Annotated in this window: 21 protein-coding genes and 1 tRNA gene; 14 read left to right on the top strand and 8 right to left on the bottom strand. The window is 38.6% G+C overall.

All coding sequences use genetic code 11. The annotated features are described in order from the left end of the window. The first annotated feature begins 383 nt into the window (after positions 1 to 383). The 5 genes from CGICJO_RS10220 (at position 384) to CGICJO_RS10200 (ending at position 7,715) form a co-directional block, all read left to right on the top strand. Positions 384 to 1,343 carry a ribose-phosphate diphosphokinase gene (locus CGICJO_RS10220; RefSeq protein WP_087376637.1) on the top strand — a complete coding sequence of 320 codons (960 nt, stop codon included), beginning with the start codon at positions 384 to 386 and terminating at the stop codon, positions 1,341 to 1,343. Between the two features lie 129 nt (positions 1,344 to 1,472). Beyond that, positions 1,473 to 2,069 carry an aminoacyl-tRNA hydrolase gene (gene pth / locus CGICJO_RS10215; RefSeq protein WP_087376635.1) on the top strand — a complete coding sequence of 199 codons (597 nt, stop codon included), beginning with the start codon at positions 1,473 to 1,475 and terminating at the stop codon, positions 2,067 to 2,069. Positions 2,070 to 2,114: 45 nt separating this feature from the next. Further along, positions 2,115 to 5,567 (top strand): transcription-repair coupling factor, encoded by a 3,453-nt coding sequence (mfd, locus tag CGICJO_RS10210; protein ID WP_486500021.1) that lies wholly within the window; start codon positions 2,115 to 2,117, stop codon positions 5,565 to 5,567. Positions 5,568 to 5,732: 165 nt separating this feature from the next. Beyond that, the gene (locus CGICJO_RS10205; protein ID WP_486498783.1) at positions 5,733 to 6,866 is read left to right on the top strand and encodes a hypothetical protein; all 1,134 of its coding nucleotides are present in this window, start codon (positions 5,733 to 5,735) and stop codon (positions 6,864 to 6,866) included. Between the two features lie 78 nt (positions 6,867 to 6,944). Further along, positions 6,945 to 7,715: a hypothetical protein gene (locus CGICJO_RS10200; protein ID WP_486498782.1), complete on the top strand. Its 771-nt coding sequence runs from the start codon at positions 6,945 to 6,947 to the stop codon at positions 7,713 to 7,715. Between the two features lie 35 nt (positions 7,716 to 7,750). Here the strand turns inward: CGICJO_RS10200 and CGICJO_RS10195 are convergent, their stop codons facing one another. Both CGICJO_RS10195 and dinB read right to left on the bottom strand, forming a co-directional pair. Then, positions 7,751 to 7,978, bottom strand: a complete 228-nt coding sequence (locus CGICJO_RS10195) for a hypothetical protein (protein WP_486498781.1) — start codon at positions 7,976 to 7,978, stop codon at positions 7,751 to 7,753. A 42-nt stretch (positions 7,979 to 8,020) separates the two neighbouring features. After that, positions 8,021 to 9,268 (bottom strand): DNA polymerase IV, encoded by a 1,248-nt coding sequence (gene dinB, locus CGICJO_RS10190; protein ID WP_087376628.1) that lies wholly within the window; start codon positions 9,266 to 9,268, stop codon positions 8,021 to 8,023. Between the two features lie 166 nt (positions 9,269 to 9,434). Between dinB and CGICJO_RS10185 the strand changes: the two genes are divergently transcribed. The 3 genes from CGICJO_RS10185 to CGICJO_RS10175 all read left to right on the top strand — a co-directional run bounded on the left by CGICJO_RS10185 (position 9,435) and on the right by CGICJO_RS10175 (position 14,555). Next, on the top strand, positions 9,435 to 10,571 hold the full coding sequence (locus CGICJO_RS10185) for an exonuclease SbcCD subunit D (RefSeq protein ID WP_486498780.1): 1,137 nt from the start codon (positions 9,435 to 9,437) through the stop codon (positions 10,569 to 10,571). After that, positions 10,568 to 13,336, top strand: coding sequence for an SbcC/MukB-like Walker B domain-containing protein (locus CGICJO_RS10180; RefSeq protein ID WP_486498779.1), 2,769 nt, complete (start codon positions 10,568 to 10,570; stop codon positions 13,334 to 13,336). Before CGICJO_RS10185 ends, CGICJO_RS10180 begins: the two co-directional genes overlap by 4 nt. Before the next feature lie 130 nt (positions 13,337 to 13,466). Next, positions 13,467 to 14,555 (top strand): helix-turn-helix domain-containing protein, encoded by a 1,089-nt coding sequence (locus CGICJO_RS10175; RefSeq protein ID WP_486498778.1) that lies wholly within the window; start codon positions 13,467 to 13,469, stop codon positions 14,553 to 14,555. Here CGICJO_RS10175 and CGICJO_RS10170 read toward each other — a convergent pair. Continuing rightward, positions 14,509 to 15,216, bottom strand: a complete 708-nt coding sequence (locus CGICJO_RS10170; RefSeq protein ID WP_486498777.1) for an SDR family oxidoreductase — start codon at positions 15,214 to 15,216, stop codon at positions 14,509 to 14,511. The two genes, CGICJO_RS10175 and CGICJO_RS10170, sit on opposite strands and share 47 nt — an antisense overlap. 87 nt (positions 15,217 to 15,303) lie before the next feature. Here CGICJO_RS10170 and CGICJO_RS10165 point away from each other — a divergent pair, with 87 nt between their 5' ends. Beyond that, positions 15,304 to 16,059 carry a 4Fe-4S binding protein gene (locus CGICJO_RS10165; RefSeq protein WP_486498776.1) on the top strand — a complete coding sequence of 252 codons (756 nt, stop codon included), beginning with the start codon at positions 15,304 to 15,306 and terminating at the stop codon, positions 16,057 to 16,059. A gap of 7 nt (positions 16,060 to 16,066) precedes the next feature. Here CGICJO_RS10165 and thpR read toward each other — a convergent pair whose 3' ends face one another. After that, positions 16,067 to 16,576: an RNA 2',3'-cyclic phosphodiesterase gene (gene thpR, locus CGICJO_RS10160; RefSeq protein ID WP_486498775.1), complete on the bottom strand. Its 510-nt coding sequence runs from the start codon at positions 16,574 to 16,576 to the stop codon at positions 16,067 to 16,069. A 115-nt stretch (positions 16,577 to 16,691) separates the two neighbouring features. Between thpR and CGICJO_RS10155 the strand changes: the two genes are divergently transcribed. Beyond that, entirely contained in the window at positions 16,692 to 17,093 is a 402-nt protein-coding gene (locus CGICJO_RS10155; protein WP_158096208.1) for a VOC family protein, read from the top strand. Between the two features lie 36 nt (positions 17,094 to 17,129). Continuing rightward, the gene (locus CGICJO_RS10150) at positions 17,130 to 17,561 is read left to right on the top strand and encodes a hypothetical protein (RefSeq protein ID WP_486498774.1); all 432 of its coding nucleotides are present in this window, start codon (positions 17,130 to 17,132) and stop codon (positions 17,559 to 17,561) included. 62 nt (positions 17,562 to 17,623) lie between these two features. Here the strand turns inward: CGICJO_RS10150 and CGICJO_RS10145 are convergent, their stop codons facing one another. From CGICJO_RS10145 to CGICJO_RS10135, 3 genes are all read right to left on the bottom strand, one after another. Then, entirely contained in the window at positions 17,624 to 17,875 is a 252-nt protein-coding gene (locus CGICJO_RS10145) for a TIGR03905 family TSCPD domain-containing protein (protein WP_087376611.1), read from the bottom strand. 48 nt (positions 17,876 to 17,923) lie between these two features. Continuing rightward, entirely contained in the window at positions 17,924 to 18,760 is an 837-nt protein-coding gene (locus tag CGICJO_RS10140; RefSeq protein WP_486498773.1) for a PHP domain-containing protein, read from the bottom strand. Positions 18,761 to 18,840: 80 nt separating this feature from the next. Continuing rightward, positions 18,841 to 18,916: transfer RNA gene (locus CGICJO_RS10135), tRNA-Gly, on the bottom strand. A 220-nt stretch (positions 18,917 to 19,136) separates the two neighbouring features. On the opposite strand from CGICJO_RS10135, the gene CGICJO_RS10130 reads away from it, so the two are divergent. From CGICJO_RS10130 to CGICJO_RS10120, 3 genes are read left to right on the top strand one after another with little or no spacing between them, the layout of a single operon-like run. Then, positions 19,137 to 20,276 (top strand): DnaD domain protein, encoded by a 1,140-nt coding sequence (locus tag CGICJO_RS10130; RefSeq protein WP_486498772.1) that lies wholly within the window; start codon positions 19,137 to 19,139, stop codon positions 20,274 to 20,276. 31 nt (positions 20,277 to 20,307) lie between these two features. Next, positions 20,308 to 21,297 carry an ATP-binding protein gene (locus CGICJO_RS10125; RefSeq protein WP_087376605.1) on the top strand — a complete coding sequence of 330 codons (990 nt, stop codon included), beginning with the start codon at positions 20,308 to 20,310 and terminating at the stop codon, positions 21,295 to 21,297. Beyond that, entirely contained in the window at positions 21,284 to 22,348 is a 1,065-nt protein-coding gene (locus tag CGICJO_RS10120) for an FAD:protein FMN transferase (RefSeq protein ID WP_486498771.1), read from the top strand. Before CGICJO_RS10125 ends, CGICJO_RS10120 begins: the two co-directional genes overlap by 14 nt. A 48-nt stretch (positions 22,349 to 22,396) precedes the next feature. Here the strand turns inward: CGICJO_RS10120 and tadA are convergent, their stop codons facing one another. After that, the gene (gene tadA / locus CGICJO_RS10115) at positions 22,397 to 22,897 is read right to left on the bottom strand and encodes a tRNA adenosine(34) deaminase TadA (protein ID WP_486498770.1); all 501 of its coding nucleotides are present in this window, start codon (positions 22,895 to 22,897) and stop codon (positions 22,397 to 22,399) included. Between the last annotated feature and the right edge of the window lie 5 nt (positions 22,898 to 22,902).

Genomic DNA, 22,902 nt, shown 5'->3' with positions numbered 1-22,902 from the left:
AGTTTTTTTGAAAAAATCTACCCAACTTTTGACAGTTATCTTGTATAATTCGATAAAAATGTAGTTTAATTCTAACAAAAATACTTTTCCCCCTTGAAAAAATCAAATTTTATGAGATAATTGGATTGTATAGTTATGTTTCAACAGAACTTTATGGTGCATGCTGTCGATTGTTTTTTATGCCTTCGATGGTTTTTTGTTGTTGTCTTTTTTGTGTGACATTGTTTTAAAGACATTATCGCTATAGGGATATTACTAATTATGTATATTACATAATAATTTGCATATCTTAAAAATTGGACAGGCAAGCAAACCTTGACAATGAAGAAAATAAAGACGTCCGGTGTGCCGATGTTTTACTACTAACTACAGGGGGATTTTATATGAATTTTCACGGCAAGGATATTAAGATCTTTTCCGGCAGTTCCAACAGAGATGTTGCTCAGGGTATAGCAGGTATACTTGGACTTCCTTTGGGTAAGAGCGACTGTACAACTTTCAGTGACGGAGAGATTGCTGTTTCTCTTCACGAGTCTGTAAGAGGAAGCGAGTGCTTTATTGTTCAGTCTACATGCACTCCTGTTAATGATCATCTCATGGAAATGTTAATCATGATTGACGCTATGAAGCGTGCTTCTGCCGGACGTATCACAGCAGTTATGCCTTATTTCGGTTATGCTCGTCAGGACAGAAAGGCAAAAGCAAGAGATCCGATTTCCGCAAAGCTTTGCGCAGACCTTATTACAGCAGCAGGAGCAGACAGAGTCCTTACCATGGATCTTCATGCTAATCAGATTCAGGGCTTCTTCAATATTCCTGTTGACCACCTTGTTGGCGCACCTATTCTTGCTCGCCATATGAAAGAGAAAATCGGTTCTGCTACAGATGATTATGTTGTTGTTTCTCCTGACCTTGGTTCCGTTACAAGAGCAAGAAACTTTGCAGCAAAAATCGGCTGCCCGCTTGCTATTGTTGACAAGCGCAGACAGAAAGCAAACGTATCAGAGGTTATGAATATTATCGGTGAAGTTAAGGGCAAGAAGGTTATCCTTGTTGACGATATGATCGATACAGCAGGTACACTTTGCAACGCTGCAGCTGCTCTCGTTGAGAAAGCAGGAGCTACTGAGGTTTATGCATGTGCAACTCACGCAGTTCTTTCAGGTCCTGCTCTTGACAGAATTAAGAACAGCGTTATCAAAGAGCTTGTTCTCCTTGATACAATTCCTTTCACAAAGGAAAGAATGCTGGACAAGTTCACAGTTCTCCCTGTTGCTCCTGTATTTGCAGAGGCTATCGAGAGAATTTATGCCGACAGACCTGTTTCTCAGATTTTCGGTTAATTTCGCCAAATAACTCAATATTTATGAGATATAATAAGGGGTGCGTAGCTGCGCACTCCTTTTTGGTGTTTGTTAAATAATTTTTCAATAATATAATTTGATATCACCCTGTTGAAAAGGAATGATTTGATGTTCGGAAAAAATAAAAATTTTGGTTCAGGCTGTGAATTTATAATAGTGGGACTTGGAAATCCCGGTAGAGAATATGAAAATACTCGCCATAATATGGGATTTATAGCTATAGATAAAATTGCAGAAATCTATGACTGCAAAATAAACAAACTGAAATACAAGTCACTTATAGGAAGCTGTACAATAGACGGAAAAAAAGTGCTTTTAATGAAGCCTCAGACATATATGAACAACAGCGGACAGGCGGTTGTAGAGGCTATGCAGTTTTATAAAGTGCCTGCTGAAAATGTTCTTGTAATTTTTGATGATATTTCCCTTGATGTAGGCAAAATGAGAATAAGAAGAAAGGGAAGTGACGGCGGTCAAAAGGGAATGAGAAGCATAATTTATTTAAGCGGTGTTGATACATTCCCGAGAATAAAGATGGGAATAGGAGCAAAACCTAATCCAAACTGGGACTTGGCTGACTGGGTGCTTTCTAGCTTTTCGGCCAATGAACAGAAAATACTTGAAGAAAAGACAAAGGATGCTGCCGATGCGGCAAGACTTATTATTAACGGGAAAATAGCGGAAGCTATGAATAAATACAACTGATAAATCGGTATAAAAGCAGATTTAGAAAGGGAGATGATATAGATGATGAATTTTCTGGACAAAGTAATGGAACAGTCCCCGGAATTTCAAAAAATAGAAAGCTTTGCTTATGGCAAAAACTCTGTGCTGGTGACAGGCGTAACAGAGATACATAAGGCAAATATTATCGGGACATTATGCAGAAAAGACAGAAAAAAGTGTTTTTGTATTGTCTCCAATGAAAGGGAAGGACAGCAGCTCACAAACGACCTTTGTTCTATGGGAATAAAAGCCTATTTTTATCCGGTGAGAGATTTTATATTTGCAGATGTAAGCGGAAAATCAAGGGAGTATGAGCATAAAAGAATAGAAATACTTTTGAGCATTATAACATCTCAGTGCGAAGTTGTAGTTGCCTGTGCAGACGCCGCAATGCAGTTTACAATTCCTATGGAAAATCTTGAGGCTTCAGTTCTGAGCCTGATGCCGGGAAAGGAAATTTCTCCGGATAAATGCTGTAAAATTTTAAGCACTTTGGGATATGAAAACTGTGCCAATGTTGAAGGCAAGGGACAGTTTTCAAGGCGTGGAGGAATTTTAGACTTTTTCCCTCCTGAAAGCGATTACCCTGTAAGAGCGGAATTTTGGGGCGATGAAATAGATACCCTTAATTTCTTTGATATAGAAACTCAAAGGCGTACAGAGAGCTGTGAAAATATTCTTTTAGCTCCATCCACTGAAATATTGGTTTCGGATAATCAGGAGCTTGCCGGTAAAATAAGGCATAAAGCCGATTTGCTTAAAGGTAAAAACAGCGCTCTTGCTAAGGAAAGACTATACCGTGAAGCTGATGATATTGAAAACAATATAAAGATAGGTTCCCTTGATAAATTTATCGGACTTGTATATGAAAAAACCGCCACGCTTTTGGATTATGCCGACGATAATACGGTGTTTTTTGTATCGGAGCTTATAAATGTCCGTGAAAGAATCAAGGGCAGTGAGTTCAGATTTTCAGAGGACTTGAAAGAATATTTTTCCGATGGAATACTTTGCAGAGGTTTTGAAACCTACAGCATAAGCCACGGAACATTTGATGAAATTTTAAGTGAAAATACATGTATCTACCTTGACAATTTTTCAAGGGGAGGATATGATATCAGGCTTGACGCTTTAGTTCCATTTACCGCAAAACAGCTTTCCCCTTGGAACGGCTCAGTGACAGCTCTCTGTGATGATTTGGAGGGTATAACCCTTAAAAATAAAGCTGTTGTGATTTTGGCAGGAACAGAAAAAGCCGCCGCAAACGTGGCTTCTCTGCTTCGTGACAGAAATTACAATGCGGTTTATTCCACAAACTTGGACGAGGCGGAAAAGGGAATAATATACGTTACAGGCGGAAGTCTTTCTTCAGGCTTTGAATATCCCAGCCTGAATTTTATGCTTATTACCCACAGCCTTATTCCGGCAAAGCCCTCTAAAAAGAGAAAAACCATAAAAAGCGGAGAGGCTATATACAGCCTTTCAGAGCTGACGCCTGGTGATTATGTGGTTCATTCAACCCATGGTATCGGTATTTTCGGAGGTATTCACAAAATTGATACCCAGGGAATTGTAAAGGACTATATAAAGATAAGCTATGCAAAGGGTGACGTGCTTTATGTGCCGGTTACTCAGCTTGACCTGGTTTCAAAATATATAGGGCCTAAGGAAAATTCCACAGTCAAGATAAGCCGTCTCGGAGGTACGGAATGGCAGAAAGCAAAAACAAGGGTTAAAGCCGCCGTTAAGGATATGGCAAAGGAGCTTATTGCCTTGTATTCTGCCAGAATGAGCGCAAAGGGTCATGCTTTTTCAGCCGATACCGAATGGCAGAAGGATTTTGAAGCTTGTTTTGAATATGAGGAAACTCCTGACCAGCTCAGATGTATTGACGAGATTAAGGGCGATATGGAGAAAACAGCTCCTATGGACAGACTGCTTTGCGGAGATGTAGGCTTTGGAAAGACGGAGGTTGCCCTGCGTGCCGCTTTTAAATGTGTATGCGACAGCAAGCAGTGCGCTTTGCTTTGTCCTACTACGATTTTGGCTTGGCAGCATTATCAAACCGCTTTAAAAAGATTTGACGGATATCCTATCAGAATAGAGCTTCTTTCAAGATTCAGGACTGCAAAACAGCAGAAGGATATTCTTGAAAAGCTTGAAAGAGGGGAGATAGATATAATTATCGGAACCCATAGGCTTGTTCAAAAGGATGTTAAATTCCGTGACCCGGGACTTGTGATAATAGATGAGGAACAGCGTTTCGGAGTTGCTCAAAAGGAAAAATTCAAGGAATGGTATAAAAATATCGACGTACTTACATTGTCCGCAACACCTATTCCAAGAACACTTAATATGGCAATGAGCGGAATAAGGGACATGTCTGTAATAGAGGAAGCTCCCCAGGACAGACAGCCTGTTCAGACTTATGTACTGGAACATGATGAAGCTGTCATAAACGAAGCCATAAGAAGAGAGCTTAGGCGAGGAGGACAGGTTTTCTATCTGCACAACAGAGTTGATTCAATAGACAGCCTTGCGGCGTCCATTGCAAAAAGGATACCGGAAGCCTCCGTTGGTGTGGGACACGGAAAAATGTCAGAACATCAGCTTTCTAAGGTTTGGGAGGAAATGCTGGAACAAAAGATAAATGTTCTTGTATGCACTACAATAATAGAAACCGGTGTTGACCTGCCCAACGCAAATACATTGATAATAGAAAACGCTGACTGTATGGGACTTTCACAGCTTCATCAGCTCAGAGGTCGTGTAGGACGTTCCAGCAGACGTGCATATGCTTATCTTACATTCAACAGAAGCAAGGTGTTAAGCGATATTTCTCAAAAAAGGCTCAATGCAATAAGAGAATTTACCGAGTTCGGTTCAGGATTTAAAATTGCCATGAGAGATTTGGAGCTTAGAGGAGCTGGAAATATCTTGGGTGCAAAACAGCACGGCCATATGGAGGATGTAGGATACGATATGTATCTGAAGCTTTTGGGCGATGCGGTAAAAGAGGAAAAGGGAGAGAAAACCACAAATCCGGAGATTGACTGTCTTATCGACGTTGCGGTTCAGGCGCATATTCCGGAAAGCTATATTTCCGACCTTTCCACAAGGCTTGACGCATACAGAAGAATTGCAGATATCAGAAACGATGAGGACGCCCATGATGTTACCGATGAGTTTATAGACCGTTTCGGTGAGCCGCCTCAAAGTGTTGTGGGACTTATTGATATTGCTCTGATAAGAAATATGGCGAACGCTTTTGGCGTTTATGAAATAAGACAGAATGACAGCGGATTTTTGCTTTACCTGAGAAATATAAAGTCTGAAGAAGCTATGGATATAGTGGTAAAAAATGCCGGAAAAGCATTTTTAAATGCAGGAAAGAAGCCTTATATACTTATTAAGGCTTCAAAAAATGAAAAACCTCTTGAGTTTTTGCTTGAGGTTTTTACAAACCTAAAAAAATAAAAAATGCCTATAAGTGCAAATCAGCCAGTTAAATGGTGAATGTTTTATGAAAATTTGTAAAATTATAGATTTTTATAGACAACAGTGAATATTTGGTGTATAATTACCGATATATGCTGTCATCGTTAAACGATGATGAATTTTATTTAAGGACGGTAATTTTTTATGAAAGCAATCAAAAAAATCACCGCTGCTTTTTTGGCGGTGCTTATGATTATGTCAATCTCAGGATGCAGTACAAAACCGGAATGGTCATACAAGGTTGATGACAATGAGATGCAGATAGGCGTTTATATTTATGCCCTCTATACTGCATATAATCAGGCAGCAACATATGCTTCATCCGCAGAAGGTTACGATGCGGAAAAGTCTTTCCTTAACCTTACAATCACTGATGACGACGGAGAAACAGCAGTTGCTAAGGATTGGATTGTTGACACTGCAAAGGAACTCACAAAGAATATTCTTACAATCGAAGAAGAGTTTGAAGCAAGAGGTCTCACACTCACAGCAGAGGATGAGACAGCCGCTAAGGAATCAGCTGACAATGACTGGAACCTTGGACCATACTACGATATGTACCTTGCATACGGCATGATGCCAACTCCTTATAAGGATATACTTGAGCCTTACGGTGTATCTTACGAAAGCTTTGAGAGAGCAAGCTACATGGCTTCTGCAAAACAGACAGCTTTGTTTGAAAAAATCTACATCAATGATGAAGAAACAGCAGTAAGCACAGAAGACCTTACAAATTATTTTACAGAGAATTACACAAGCTACAGCTATTTGAGCGTTCGTCTTGCAGATTCTGCAACAGATGACTCAGGCTCAACAACATACACAGCTATGTCCGATGAGGATATTGCAGAAATCGAATCCACACTTCAGGGATACGCTGACAACATCAACAACGGCGCAGGAACCTTTGCAGAGCAGATGGTAGAGTATACAGCTTTAAAAGAGCTTGAGTCAGACCCATCAACAAGCGCAGTTGAAAATCTTGACGAGTCATCACTCAACGAAGATGTTATTGCTGCGTTGAATGAACTTGAAGAGGGAAAAGCTTCTCTTGTAAAAGTAGGCGAAGCAGAAAATGCTTATTACTACCTTATTTATAAAGCTCCTATAGCTGATTCAGTTGCTGATTATATTGAAGACGAAACAAACAGCTTCAACGTACTCAGCGCAATGAAGTCAGAAGAATTCCAGGATATGCTTACAGCAAAGGCAGAAGAGCTGGGAATTCAGGAGAATACAAGCGTAGTTAATTCTTATAAACCATCAATGTTCGAGTAATATAGTTTAATCTGCTCTGCCGGATTTAACTTATTACTTTAGGGATTTGCCAAAGTGCAGAAGGAGAATGAGGAGTATATGGCGAAAATGAAAAGAATCACAATATCTTTTTTCCTTGCATTGATTATGTGTTTTTCTTTTTCATCAATTTTTACCGTAAGCGCAGATGAGCTGTCCAGCGATGATTGGGAGGAAATTTCTCTTAATCTTCAGCAGGGCGGGGAACAGTCCGGAGAAGATTTTAACTTTATCAAGGAGAATAACGGAAAAAGTGACGACGGCGAATGGATTTTATACGTTGGAATAGGTCTTGTTGTTGTGGGTCTTTTGGGAATAACATATGCTGTTTTGTCATCAAAAAGACAGAGAGCTATTGCTAAAAAACGCAGAGACGCATACATTAGAAATGCCAAGGCCGCCAACAGAAAAAGAGTAAATTCAACACAGCAAAGCAGGGGAAGAACAAAGCAGGCTTCAACTGCTAAACCTCAGCAAGGTCAGAGAAGACCTGCTTCATCATCCGGCAGTACAAGAAGAGCCTATGATGAAAGCGGAAAGTATGACTCTTACAATTCTATTAAGGGCAGCAGATATGTTGACGGCGGTGTAAGACGTACCAATTCACAGCCATCTCAGGATTTTTACGATGACGGTTACGGACGTTCTGCATCACAGCAAAGTCAGTTTGCAGACGATGATGTAAAGACTTATACAAGAAAATCTTCTCAGCCGAGAAAAACTCCGGGTTATGAAGATATAAGTTCTTTCTCCTCATCCGACAGGGATATTTACAGTTCTTCTTCAAGAAAAAACAGTAAATATATCAACGATTATATCGACTACGAATAATTAAAAACAGGGCAGACGCTTAAAGCGCCTGCCCTTTAAATTTCTACAAACCATCTGTCATCTTCAAGAAAAAGATATCTTTGTTTACCTAATAAAAGACAAGTATATCTTATTCCTGCGCCGCCGGCTTTTAAAGAGGCGGCTCTTCTTATATCTGTTATCCTGTCGATTTCAAAGGTTCTGCCGTCTTCCCAGTGAACCTTCATAGGCATAATTCTTCCGTCACAGTCAAACTGCGCCGTAACACATACATATTGTTTCATGTTATCACCTCAGTAAATGTGTTTTCATACAGATTATTTGGATTAAATATACTTTGTAAAATATCCAACAGGGTGTATAGTATGGTCATCCTTTGGATTAAATCCGGAAAGACGTGGGTCGTTTAGCATAACTGCCGGCTGAACACAGTATGAGCCAAATCGTTTTTTTAAACTGTCAACAGCGCAGTCTAAATTATGAAGCCTGTTATTGTTTTTGGCATTACAGAAGAAACTCATCTGCACAGGTGTGTCAGAGGGGATAAGCTCGCTTAAACTTATTCCTATGCTTCTCAAAGGGGTTTCTCCTTTGTTTTTCAAAAACAGGTCTATAGCGTTTTCGGCAATTTCTTCTGTTATATCGGTGGGAATACTTAACTTGCGCTGGCGTGTAAAGGAGTTAAGGTTATTTTCCCTTATTGAAACGCCTACAACCCAAGCCTTTAGGTTTTGTTCTCTAAGTCTTCTCGCCACGCTGTCAGAAAGAACAAAGGCTACAATCTTTATATCTTCTACTGTTTTTAAATCTCGGTAGGTAGTTGTTGAGTTTCCGATACTCTTAACATCCTGATGACTTATAGAAAATGCCACAGAGGCCTTGTCACTGCCGTTTGCGAATTGATTGAGAAGATTTCCGTTTTTTCCGAAAACTGAAACGAGTGTATCCAGGGGGCAGTTTGCCAGATTTCCTATGGTGTATATGCCCATGTTGTTAAGTTTTTTCTTTGTGGCAGGCCCTACAAAAAGAAGATTTTCAACAGGCAAAGGCCAAACTATATATTTATAATTTTTATCAGTTATAACAGTAACTGCATCAGGCTTTTTGTAGTCGCTTCCAAGCTTTGCAAATATTTTATTAAAGCTTACTCCGATGCTCACAGTTATGCCAAGCTCATATTTAATTCTTCCACGTATTTCCTCGGCTATTGCTTTGGCTTTTTGGAAATTCATATCCCTTCCACTTATATCAAGCCAAGCTTCGTCAAGACCGAAAGGCTCCACTTTTTCGCTGTATTCTCCATATATTTCCCTTGTCATTTTTGAAAATCTTTTATACAATGGAAAATTAGGAGGAACAGTAACAAGTTCGGGACACTTTTGTCTTGCCTGCCATATGGCTTCGCCTGTTTTTACGCCGAAATTTTTGGCAATTTGATTTTTGGTCAGAATAATTCCGTGTCGGTCGTCGGCGTTTCCGCTTACGGCTACCGGTTTGTTTCGGATTTCGGGTCGGTAAAGACATTCCACCGACGCATAAAAGCTGTTGCAATCACTGTGGAGAATATACCTCATGAACAATCGCCTTCCTTGACGAAAATTTGTTTGATATAATTATAGAACTAATTTTCGATAATGTCAATAGGTATTTTATGGAATTGAAAAATTTTTTATATTGAGGCGGAATTTTCTTTGTGATATAATTTAATTGCTTGATAATACAGAAGAAAGGCGGATTGAAATGAAGTTTGTTCATCTTTCCGATTTACATATAGGAAAAAAGGTTAACGAATTTAATATGGCGGAAGACCAGAAATATATATTGAAGGAAATACTTAAAATTATAAATGAAGAACATTGTCAGGGAGTTTTTATCTCCGGCGATGTTTACGATAAGACAATTCCTTCCGGTGAGGCTGTGGGAATATTCGACGATTTTCTCACGGAGCTTTCAAATACAGGAGTTAAGGTTTTTATAATAAGCGGTAACCACGATTCGGCAGAGCGACTGGAGTTTGGCTCAAGAATAGTCAAGGACAGGGATATCTATATAGCATCGGTTTTTAAAGGTGCGCCGGAAAAAGTAACCCTTAAAGAAAAGGATGAAACAGTTAATATATTTATGCTTCCTTTTGTAAAGCCCTCTACGGTAAGGCCTTTTTTTGAGGATAAGACAATAGAGACCTACAACGACTGTGTGAAGCTTGCATTGGAAAAGGCTGAAAAAAAAGAAAATGAGATAAACATACTGCTTGCCCATCAGTTTGTCACAGGCGCATTAAAAAGTGACTCTGAGGAGGTATCAGTTGGCGGTATTGATAATGTAAACGCTGACGTGTTTGAAGGCTTTGATTATGTGGCGTTGGGACATATACACAGACCTCAAAATATTTCCACGGAAACATTGCGTTACTGCGGAACACCTTTAAAATATTCCTTTTCAGAGGCCAGCCACAAAAAGTCAGTAACTATTGTGGAAACAGGAAAGAAAGGCGAAATTTCAATAAAAACCCGTGAGCTTAAACCTCTCCGTGATATGAAAATAATAGAGGGAAGCTACATGGATGTGACAGACAGGGAATTTTATAAAGGACTTAATCTCGACGATTACTATAAAATAATTTTGACAGACGAAAAGGATATTTCGGATGCCATAAATAAGCTCAGAGCCATATATAAAAATATTATGAGCCTTGAATATAAAAACACAAGGACGATGAATAACGCCGGTGTGGACGCAGTACAGCCGGTTGAGGATAAATCTCCGTTTGAAATGTTTGAAGAGCTTTATAAGCTTCAAAATAATATTTCTATGGATGATGAAGAAAAAAGTTTTATAAAAAATATTATGGAAGAAGTTTGGGAGGAAGAGCTGTGAAACCTTTAAAACTTACAATAAGTGCATTCGGTCCCTATCCCGATAAAGTTGTTGTGGATTTTACAAAGCTGGGAAGCAGTGGACTTTATCTCATAACCGGAAACACCGGAGCAGGAAAAACAACTATCTTTGACGCAATAACCTTTGCACTTTTCGGAGAACCCAGCGGAGATAACAGAAAATCTGATATGCTGAGAAGCAAGTATGCCGATGAAAACGTGAAAACATACGTTGAGCTGGAGTTTTCCTATAAGGATAAAATTTACACGGTAAAAAGAAATCCTGAGTACAAAAGGAAAAAGCTCAAGGGCGACGGATTTACAAAGGAAACAGCCGACGCAGAGCTTACATTTTCAGACGGAAGAACACCGGTCACAAAAATAAAAGAGGTAAACGAAGCCATAAAGGAGATAACAGGTCTTGACAGGGGTAAGTTTACCAGAATAGTTATGATTGCCCAGGGGGATTTTTTAAAGCTGCTTTTTGCTGATACGGAGGAGCGAAGCAAAATTTTCCGTGATATTTTCAGAACAGAGCCATACAGAAAATTGCAGGAGTGCCTAAAAGAAAATGTTTCGGAAAGTAAAAGGGACTGTGAGGACACTCAGAAAAATATTCTCCGATTTGTTGAAAGCGGTCAGTATTACGGAGAAAACAAAGAAAGATTTGAAGAAATAAGAAAATCTAAAAACGCCGTATATTCTAATGAAGTTCTTGAATTTCTTCAAAGACAGATTGATGCTGACGAAATATTTTTAAAGGAGTCGGAAGAAAAAATTTCAAGTGCGGAAAAAGAGCTTGAAAAGATAAACCAAAACTTAGGACAGGCTGAACTTTACAAAAAAACACAGGAGCAGATAAATCTGACAAAAAGAGAAATAGAAAGCTTTGAAATGAAAGTTCAAAAGTCAGAAACTGAGTTAAAAGATGCGGAAAGCAAACTTCCTTTGTCAGAAACATTGACCGAAAATATAAGAGAAGAAAAAGAAAAGCTTCCTTTATATAAGGAACTGGACGAACTGGGAAGCAAAAGAAAAAAATCCGCAGAAAGAGCTAATTTCACAGAGAAAAATTATCAAAACGCAGAAAAGTCGGAAAGAACTTTTTCTGAAAAGCTTAAAGAGGCAAAGGATATCTGTGAAAAATTAGGCGATGCAGAGGTTCAGGCTGAAAAGCTGAAAAACAAAAAATCCGACCTTATGCAGAGAAAAGGTCAGACAGATGAAATTATTTCCCTTATGCCAAATGTAAGAAAGCTGAATGAGGATTACAAAAGGTTAGCAGTAAAATACGAAAAAGAAAAAACAGATTACGAAACTAAAAAAGCTGTATATGAACAGCAGGAAAGAAACTTTTTTGATGAGCAGGCAGGCTTTTTGGCGAAAAATTTAAAAGATAATTGCCCATGTCCTGTTTGCGGTTCACTTTCACATCCAAACCCTGCTAAGGTTTCAAAGGAAACAGTTTCAAGAGAACAGCTTGAAAAAGAAAAAAGTCAAGTTGAAAAATATAGAAACACTGTTTTGGATACACTTACGTTGTTGAATCAGGCAAAATCCACTTTTGAAATAGCAAGAGATAACATTTACGGTAAAATGGAAGAGTTTACCGGAGAAAAGGACAGAAAAAAGGCTGTTGAAATTATAAATTCAGAAAGCGAAAAATTGTCCGAAGAAATAAAATCTCTTGACCTGCAAATAAAGAAAGAGGAACAAAACGGAAGAATAAAGGAGAAAGCTCAAAAAGATATACCGATTTTTGAAAGCTCTTTGAATAAGGCAATAGAGGAAAAGCACAGAAGTGAAATTGAACTGGCAAGAATAAATGAAGAGATAAAAAATCTTGAAAAAGAATTGAATGATAAAAAAGAAAAGCTTACCTTTAAAAGCGAAAATGACGCAAAGCTTCATATAGAGAAGCTGCAAAAACAAAAGGATGATATAACATCTGCACATGAGAAAGCTTTTAAAGAATATCAGGAATTTAAAAATAAACTGGATGAGAAAAAAGCATCTCATTCAACGCTTAAAAATCAGCTTGAAAATATGGCAAGCTTTGACTTTACGGAGCTTAACAGTAAAAAATCAGAGCTGTTGAAAGAAAAAGAGGAACTTCAAAAACATCAAAAAGAATACAACCTGCGTCTTTCTTCCAATAAAACTGCGGTTGATAACATAAAAAAATATACCGTGGAACTGGAAAAATCCGAGAAAAAATATCAGATGGTAAAGCTTTTGTCCGATACAGCTTCCGGCAATCTTTCCGGCAAGGACAGAATATCCATAGAAACTTTTATCCAGATGACTTATTTTGACAGGGTAATAAACAGAGCCAATGTAAGGCTTATGAGAATGAGTTACGGACAATATGAGCTTGTGAGAAGAACGGAAAGCGACAAGGGAAGAGCCCAAAGCGGTTTGGAGCTTGATGTTATAGACCACTATAACGGAACAAAGAGAAGCGTAAAATCTCTTTCAGGCGGTGAAGCCTTTAAAGCTTCTTTGTCACTTGCTTTGGGTATGTCCGACGAGATACAGTCGTCCTCCGGAGGTATTCAGGTTGACTCCATGTTTATAGACGAGGGTTTCGGTTCTCTGGACGATGAATCTTTAAATCAGGCTATAGGCGTTTTGCAGGAGCTTACCGCCGGAAATAAGCCGGTGGGAATAATCTCCCATGTGTCGGAGCTTAAAGAGAGAATAGACAGACAAATTGTAGTTACCAAGCAGAAAAATTACGGAAGCAAGGTCGAAATAAAAATTTAATGTAAAGGCGGCGTGGTTTGCGCCGTCTTTTATTTTAACCAACGGTTAATTTTTGAAGGGTTATATTTATAACGGTTCAATTGAAAGGGGAAAATGCTTTTGTTATAATAAGATTAAAGAAGGTGATAACATGAAAATCAACCATATAATAAAGGAAAAGAGAATAGAGAGAGGCTATACTCAGGAACAGCTGGCGTCGATTTTGGGAGTGACTGCGCCCGCCGTCAATAAGTGGGAGAAAGGCAGTTCCTTTCCCGATATAACCTTGCTGCCTGTTTTGGCAAGAGCCTTGAAAACGGATTTAAACACACTTTTGTCTTTTAAAAATGACCTTACGAGGGAAGAACTCGCCATGTTTTTAAATGAGCTTTCAAAAATTGCAATTTATGAGAGCACAGAAAGAGCTTTTGAAGCGGCAAAAGAAAAGATAAGTGAATATCCAGAAAGCGACGAGTTGATTTTGTATTGCGCCATAATAATAGAAAATTCCGCTATTATGGAGAAGGGCAGAAATATTCAAAGTAATTACGATGAAGCCGAGGTTTTTTCATGGTATGAGAAAGCCTGTCAAAGCGGAGATACAAATATAAAATCTATGGCTCAGTCCTCTGTTGTCAATAAATTTATTGAAAAAGGAGAGTATGAAAAAGCCGAAAAAATCATAGATGAAATACCGGATAAACTTCCTGTAGATAAGAAACAGCTAAAAATAAACCTTGCTTTGAAAAAAGGCGAATATGAAAAAGCAGCCTTACTTTTGGAAGAAAAGCTGCTTTTATCTGTTACGGAAATATTATCTGATATGACTGCACTTATGCAGATCACTGTGAAAATCGGAAACGTTGAAGATGCAAAGTATATTTCAGAGGTTTCTGCAAAGGCCGCAGAATTATTCGATATGCAGAAATACAATATCTATATACCGAAATTTTTGTATCTGTGTTCAGTGGGGGAAAACAGTGACGAATTGAAAAAGGTTCTTTCAAAGCTTATGGACTCCACAGAGGAAAAATGGAAAGGGAATAAATCCCCTCTTTACCGTTTTGTAAAAACAAAGGACCACAAGGATTTGGAGAAAATATTGAAAAGAACTCTTTTTTATGAGATTGAAAATAACGATTCTATAAAGTTTTTGCGTGAAACGGAAATTTATAAGAAACTAAAAGCTGATATTAGTTTTCCTCAAGCTTCCAGCCAAAGTCATTGTGATAAATCATAAGCTTTGTCATTCCGCCGTCTATGCAAATATTTTCTCCTGTTATAAATGAAGCTTTATCAGAACAAAGGAAAAGCACCATGTTTGCTATGTCCAGAGGATTTCCTACACGGCCTGCCGGGTGCTGAAAGGCGTCTGCTCCTGAATATTCGGTAAAGTCAGTGTCAATCCAGCCGGGAGAAATCGAATTAACTCTTACTTTTCCGGAAAGAGATACTGCAAGGGCGTGAGTTAAAGCAGAAATGCCGCCCTTTGCCGCTGTATAGCTTTCTGTGTTTCTCTGGCTCATTCTGTCACGTGAGGATGAAATGTTTATTATTGAGCCTCCCTTGTTAAAATCATCCATAAAAAGCTTTGAAAGCATATACGGAGCGGAAACACCTATTCTAAGAGCATAATTGAAATCTTCCCAGGAGCAGTCGAAAATTCCGCCCATAGATTTCATTGCGTTGTTTACAAGGAAATCTATATGTCCGTAATCGGAAATAACCTTGTCATGAAATTTTATGAGTGTTTCCTCTTCGGCTATATCGCCCGTAAAATATTCGTTTTCTATTTTGTCGATTATGCAGACATGAGCGCCTGCCTTTTTAAATTCATCGGCTATTGTTTTTCCGATTCCCTGTGCGCCGCCTGTTACAACGGCTACTTTGTTTTTAAACATTGTGGTCACCTCATATTTTTTGTTTATTGAAATTCTTTCAGGTTTATTTTATAATTATATACAAAGTAAAATAAAGGGGAGTTTTTAATGAGTACATATACAGCTGTAAAGACATGGTTCAGCCCTACAGGAGGCACAAAAAAAGCTGTGGATATTTTCTGCGACGGCCTTGGTTTGCCTGTTAAAGAAATAGATTTTACGGTTATGGGAAACAGAGAAGAAACGGAGGAATTTACAGATAAGGAACTTTTTATAGCCTCAGTTCCTGTTTATGCCGGCAGAATACCTCCTATTGAAAATCTTTATAAAAACGTAAAGGGAAACAATACTCCTTGTATTATTGTGGCATGTTACGGAAACAGACACTATGATGATGCTATAGCCCAGCTTAAAAATATATTAAATGAAAGAGGTTTCATCTGTATAGGAGCTATTGCCTGCATAATTCCTCACATTTACTCTGACAAACTTGGAAAGGGCAGACCTAACGATAAGGACGAAGAGATAATAAAGGCTTTTGCAGAAAAAATAAACGGAAAGCTTGAAAGCGGAGAACTTTCAGAAATTTCTGTTCCGGGAAATCCAATGCCTGAGCCTAAGCCTGTTAAAATGATAAAGACATGGATAGAGGGACTTTGTAATTTCTGCGGTTTGTGTGCAGAAAGCTGTCCTGTGGGAGCTATCAACAGAGAAACAATGTTCATAGACAACAATGTCTGCATAAACTGTATGCGCTGTTCAAAAGTCTGTCCAAGAGAAGCCAGAAGCTTTGAGGCTGAACACATAAAACTTAAATTGGAGCAGAACTTCTTAAAACCAAGGGAGATAGAGTGCTTCCTTTGATTTTAAATCACAATAAATCTTTTCCGTAGATTTCCGTGTAACAAAGCTTGCCGGAAACTCTTGAGGACTGCATAAGGGAAATTCTTGAAACATTCATTGTAAGGTGTGGGGGAGTAATAAAGATTTTTTCTTTTGAAACCACCTGTCTTGCTATGGTTATATGTGGCTTGAATTTCCTTTTTTCTATGTTAAAGCCGGAGGCAATAAGCTCTTTTTGAATATTTTCTGCGGCTGAAGTAAGAGCGATACTTTCCTTAATTCCTACCCACCAAAGGTCGGAAAATTTACCGATTTTTTCAGTTGTGATTTTAAAACCTTTAAAATTTTGAAAAGCTCGGTCAACGGCATTTTTAGCACCCTGAATATTCTTAGTTTCTCCTATAAAAGCCAGTGTTAAATGCAGGTTCTCATCTAAGGTGAAATTACCGAAAACACTTTGATTTCTCAGTTCTTCACGTATGTTTATTAGTCCGTCTTTAAAGTTTTTGTTAAAATTTATTGCAATAAATAATCTCATCGCCTATTTACTCCCTGAAAAAAGTGATATAATGTAGTTGTGATATATTCTATCATAGGCGTGAGTATATTACAACGAAATTTTTCATCATAATAAAAGTCGGAGGTGCTTTACTTTGGAACTTTGTAAAGGATTGGCTCATGTAGCAATAGCTGTTGAAAATTTGGAAAACAGTATAAAGTGGTATGAAAAAATAGGCGGAAAGTGTCATAACCGTGGAGAACTGAAAACAGATATCGGAGTTAAGAAATTGGCTTTGGTGAATTTGTTCGGCGTTGATTTTGAACTCATAGAAAACGAAGTTCCGGAAAAACTTCCATCAGGAGCGATAACTCACGTGGCAATTACGGTTGTGGATTTGCCTAAGGTTATTGAATACCTCAAAGAAAAAGGCGTTGACAGCTTTATGACTGAGGAAATTGTAAATATGCCTGAGCTTTTCGGCGGCCTTAGAAACATATTTATAAAAGGTCCTGACGGAGAGGAAATCGAATTTATTGAGATGGGAAATTTCTGATAAATTTCGACGGATAAAACGGAGGAAAGAAAAAATATGAAGAAAGCAGCCCTTATTTTAGCTTTTGTATGCATGTTTATTTTTTCAGGATGTTCACAAGGCGAATATATGCCGGAAGTGAAGAATAGAACCAATGTTTTTGAAATTTACGACTGCGGCAGCAAAAAGCTTGTAAAGGAATTAAATGTTAACAGCGATGCTGACCAGCTTTTGATTCTTGACAGTATTATAAACAATGCAGACAACAGTAAGGACTATACAGAAGAACTAAGTGAGGTTGAACCGGAGTATGTTTTGGTAAACTGCGGTGAAACCGACGAAACAACCATATATGTAAAAATAAGATTTTCTGAGGGAAAAGTATACAGAGAGATTTACAGTGACAACGAAAGTTCATCAGTCCTTAATCAGGGAATACTTGACTGTATAACAGTTACGGAAGAGGATTTTAGAAGTATTTTGGCATAATAAAAAAGGTAACGGGACAAGCGTCTTCGTTACCTTTTTGTTTTGTGTTGATATTTAAAAAATCAGTCCTGGTTTAAAGCTGCTTTAAGAGCTTTTGAGAACTGGTCAGGACATGAAGTTGACTTCATTCCGCAGGTTATGCCCTCAAGTCTGTTTATAGCTTCTTCAACTTCCATTCCCTCAACAAGGGCAGAAATTCCTTTAAGGTTGCCGTTGCATCCGCCTGTAAAGCTTACATTTTTAACAACGCCGTCCTCAATTTCAAAATTGATTTTTCTGGAACAAACTCCCTTTGGTGTGTATGCATATTTCATATTTATACTTCCTTCCTTAGTTTTGTATATCTTAAATTGTGAATTTAATTACTTTCTTTTCTCGGCAAGCGCTAAAATCTTTTCGACTTCTCTGTCTGTTGTAAAACAACTGCCGAGAGGTCTTGGGGTCATAGAGTGAAATCCGTGGAAATCGGAACCGCCGGTTTTGATAAGATTGTATCTATCCGCAAGGGAAGAGAGATAATCAAAATCACCTTCTTTATTTCTCGGGTGCATAACCTCTATGCCGTCTATCATGTTTTCCTTGCACAGATTTTCCAAAAGCTCATAGCTGTTGTAAACACTGGGGTGAGCCATAACCGCCACACCTTTACAGCTTCTTACTGTGTCAATAGCTGTGCGCACATCCGGATATTCCACAGAAAATAAAGCCTTCGGGTTTTCTCCTCTGAAATAATAGCTGAAAAGCTCGCCGAATATTTTTGTTTCATAACCCAATTCCATAAGTAAAGCGATAATGCTCTGTTTAAAAACGCTTTTATATTTACCACGTTTTTCTCTGAGTATTTCATAATCAATAGGGTAGTCTTTTGATATTACCTCTATGGATTTTTCTATAGATTTTTCACGGCTTTGATTTGTAATTTCAAAAAGCTCATTTAAAGGGTTTTCATCCTGGGGAAGATAGCAAAGAATGTGAACACGTCTTCTTGTAAGAGGGTCACGTGTTGAAATTTCACAGGCTTTGAGAAGTCTGATGTTTTCACGGTCAGCGATTTTCTGAGCTTCAGGATACTGGGCAAAAGTATCGTGATCGCTTACGGCAATTGTTGAAAGCTTCAGTTTTACCGCTGTGGTAATAATTGTTTCAATATCGGTAGAACCGTCGGAATACAAACTGTGACAGTGTAAATCTCCGTTCATTTTTACATCTCCCGTTAATAATGAAAAGGTTATAAAACTTTAGATATGAAAAAAGCACCGAACGCAATGTTCAGTGCTTATGGAGCGGATGACGAGGCTCGAACTCGCTACCTCCACCTTGGCAAGGTGGCGCTCTACCGGATGAGCTACATCCGCATCCCTCAGTGCTCGTTTATTATATAACAGTAATCCTCATTTGTCAACACTTTTTTCAAAAAAATTTTAATTTTTTTCAGAAGCAGATTTTTTGACTTTTAGACAGTGAAATACACCTTAAAAATTTTAGTGGCGGAGAAACTGCACTTGTGGTATAATTAAAGTTATAGAGTGAATGAAAAGAAGTTTTACAAATTTATTGAATGGAGGGTATTATATTATGTCTTTTAATTTGAATTTAGGCTGTTGGTCATCGGTTTTTGCCGTGCCTACAAGAATTGTTGATAATGATATTAAACTTGCAAGCTCTTATCACTTGAAAGTTTTGCTTTATATTCTCAGAAACTCAGACCATGCCATGACTTATGAGTCAATCGGTTCAGCTCTCGATATGCATCCGGGAGATGTAAAGGACTGCATAAACTTTTGGGCAGACCGTGAAGTGATTTCTGTAGATGAAAATATGATTTCTCCTTATCCCGCTAAAAACTCAGAGAGCGTTATATCTTCTGTGGAAAGGGAAGAAACTCCGGAAAAAGAAGAAGAGAGGGAAAAGCTTTATCATCAGGAAGATTTTGAAGCTGATGAGGAAACAGGAGATGATAGCGGATACACATATCAGCCATCACCTGTTATAAAATCTCCAAGACCTTTGACACGTCCTTCAAGACCTGATATAAAGCATGTGGCACGTATGCTTTCCACAGACAGTGAGCTTGCGGCTTTGATGGAAGAAGCTCAGATGATTTTGGGTAAAACTTTGTCCTCAGGGGACGCCGCAACACTGCTTATGCTCAGGGATACTTACGGAGTCCCTGCAGAGGTTCTTATAATGATAATTCAGTACTGTGCCAGCGTCGATAAGGGCAATATGCACGCTGTTGAAAAGGAAGCCATAAACTGGTCCGACGAGGGCATTGTGACAATGGAGCAGGCGGACGAGAAAATAAAAGACCTTACAGAAAGACGTGAGGCATGGAACAGAGTTTCACGTGTGTTTGGTTTTAAAAATGTGGGTTCTCCTACAAAGAAACAGCTGGAGTTTGCTTCACGCTGGACTGCAGAATGGAAATTCTCCGATGAAATGCTTAGAGAAGCTTACGAGCGCTGTGTGGATGCTAAAGGTATTTACGAGATGAACTATATAAACGGAATTCTAAGCAACTGGCACAAGAATAAGATTTTCAATATGGATGAGCTTAGAAGCGCAGACGCCGCAAGAATGATGTCTGATAAAGGAGATAAAAAGATTTCTGACACAGCTCAGAGCATACACAACAAAAAGCACAGCTACAATATAGAGCGAACCTATGATATAGGGGAACTGGAAAAAAGAAGTATTCTGGATGAACAGGATTGATTTTAAACTATAGAGAAATGAGGTGCAGGCCTTGGGATACGGTTACAGTGTTCATGTAAAAGCAAAAGAGGTAATGCAGCAGAGAAGAGCTAAGGCTTTGCGTGAAGCTGACTACAGGCTTCAGGAGATTTACAATAAAATTCCAAGAATAGAGGAGATTGACAGGAAGTTAAGCTCTCTGGGTTCAGCCGCCGCAAGAGCCGTTGTAAAGGGCGGAGACGTAAAACAGCATATAGAGGAACTAAAAGTTCAAAGTCTTGGACTTCAGGAGGAAAGAAAAATGCTCCTTGCAAAGCACGGATACAGCTTTGATTATGATGAACCGAGGTTTATCTGCAATATATGTTCCGATACCGGAATTATTGAAAAAAACGGAATTTCCATCCAGTGCGACTGCATGAAAAAGCTTATGTTTGAGGTTGCCTGCGATGATATAAACAGAATAGCTCCATTAAAGCTTTCCACCTTTGATAAGTTTGATTATACCTTACAGCCGGACGAAGTGATATCCGGAATAAATCTCAGAGAAAACATGAAAAGGATATATCTTTTTTGCAGAAAATACGCCAGTACTTTCGGAGAGGGAAGCAAAAATCTTTTGATGAAAGGCGGCCCCGGACTTGGAAAAACCCATTTGAGCTTAGCTATTGCAAATGAGGTTCTTCATAAAGGTTTCGGTGTAATTTACGCTTCTGCTCCGTCGCTCATATCAAAGCTTGAAAAGGAACACTTTTCCTACAGATACGACGACCTTTCGGAAACAGAGGATGCGGTTACAAACTGTGATTTGCTTATTATTGATGATTTGGGTTCTGAGTTTTCTAATCAGTTTTCCACAAAAACACTTTACAATATTCTGAATAACAGAATACTGCTGGGCAAGCCGATTATAATAAGCACCAATTTGAGCTTTGAAAACATTGAATCTGCTTATTCCACACGTTTTCTTTCAAGGATTGCCGGAAACTGCGGAACTTTGAATTTTGTGGGAAAGGACGTCAGAAACCTTGTCAGAAGATAAGAAAGTAAGCAAAAGATTTTTATCATTTTTTCTTTGTTTGATTATGGCACTTTTAAGCTTTGTTTTGACTTCCTGCAATAGTGAAGTAAAGACGGAAACAGCGGAGTTTTTTGTATTCGATACTGTTGTGAATATAACGGCTTACGGAGAAAAGGCAAAGGAAGCCATAGAAGCGGCAAGAGACGAGCTTTACAGATATGACGCCTTGCTTTCAACAACAAATGAAAACTCAGATATTTATAAGGTTAACAACAACGAATCCCGGGAGGTTTCCGCTGAAACAGCGGAGATAATAGAAAAATCTCTGGAAATATCTGAGCTTACCGAGGGTTTTCTTGATATAACAATTTATCCTGTTGTGGAGCTTTGGGGATTTACCGGAGGAAACTACAGAGTTCCAAGTGAATCAGAGATTGAAGAAGCTTTGAATTTTGTTGGCTTTGATAAGATTTTCCTACAGGATAATAACGTGGTAAAGGACGATCCAAAGGTTCAGATAGACTTGGGAGCCACAGCAAAGGGATATATAGGTGATAAGGTTGCAGAAGCTATAAAAAATGCAGGCTGTAACAGCGCAGTTTTAAGCATAGGCGGAAATGTTGTGACAGTTGGAACTAAGCCTGACGGAAAGGATTTCAATGTGGGAATTACATGGACTGACGGAAAGGAAATATGCGCAACTGTTTCATTAAAGGATATGTCAGCAGTTACATCAGGTACATACCAGCGCAATTTTAATGAAAACGGAGTTTTTTATCACCATATAATAGACCCAAAAACCGGATATCCCGCCCAGTCTGATATAGGGTCGGTGACTATTTTTACTTCAAACGGACTTGTTGCTGACGGACTTTCCACAGCATTTTTTGTTATGGGAAGTGAAAAGGCTGTTGAGTTTTATGAAAACGAAAAATATTCAGAACTTGGCACTGACAGCCTTGATTTTATGATTATTAAAAATGACGGTACATGTATTGTTACAGAAAGTATTTACAGTAATATGAAGTTAAATTCTGACTGCATATCAGAGAGCGATGTAACTGTAATTTGAGACATAAAATAACCCGATGTTTCTGTTTAGTTGAAACATCGGGTTTAACTATTCATGGTGTGTTCCGAATTGCTTTATTTCGCCTTTTCTGAGCTTTTTGAAAAAATCTTTTAGAAGAGCGGCACATTCTTCCTGTAAAACTCCGCCTATAACCTGTGGTTTGTGATTGTAGGGAAGCTCAAACAGGTTTGTAACAGAGCCGCAGGAGCCGTTTTTCTTGTCATAGGCTCCGAATATAACCTTGGGTATTCGTGCATTGGTTATTGCCCCAGCGCACATTGGACATGGCTCTAAGGTCACATACATGGTGCATTGCCACAATCTCCAGCCGCCTAATTTTTTACATGCGTTGTTTATGGCTTCTATCTCCGCATGACACAGGCAGTTTTTTTCATTTTCACGGTGATTTGTTCCGAAAGAGATTATTTCATCGTCCTTGACAATTATTGCGCCAACGGGGACTTCGCCGTGCTGGGTATATTTTACAGCTGTTTCCAATGCTTTTTTCATATAGAAAATATGTCGGTCTTCAATTTGAATGTTGGACATTTTAT

The organism is Candidatus Limousia pullorum (assembly GCF_057405065.1).
This window is presented reverse-complemented; position numbering and strand designations above follow the sequence as displayed.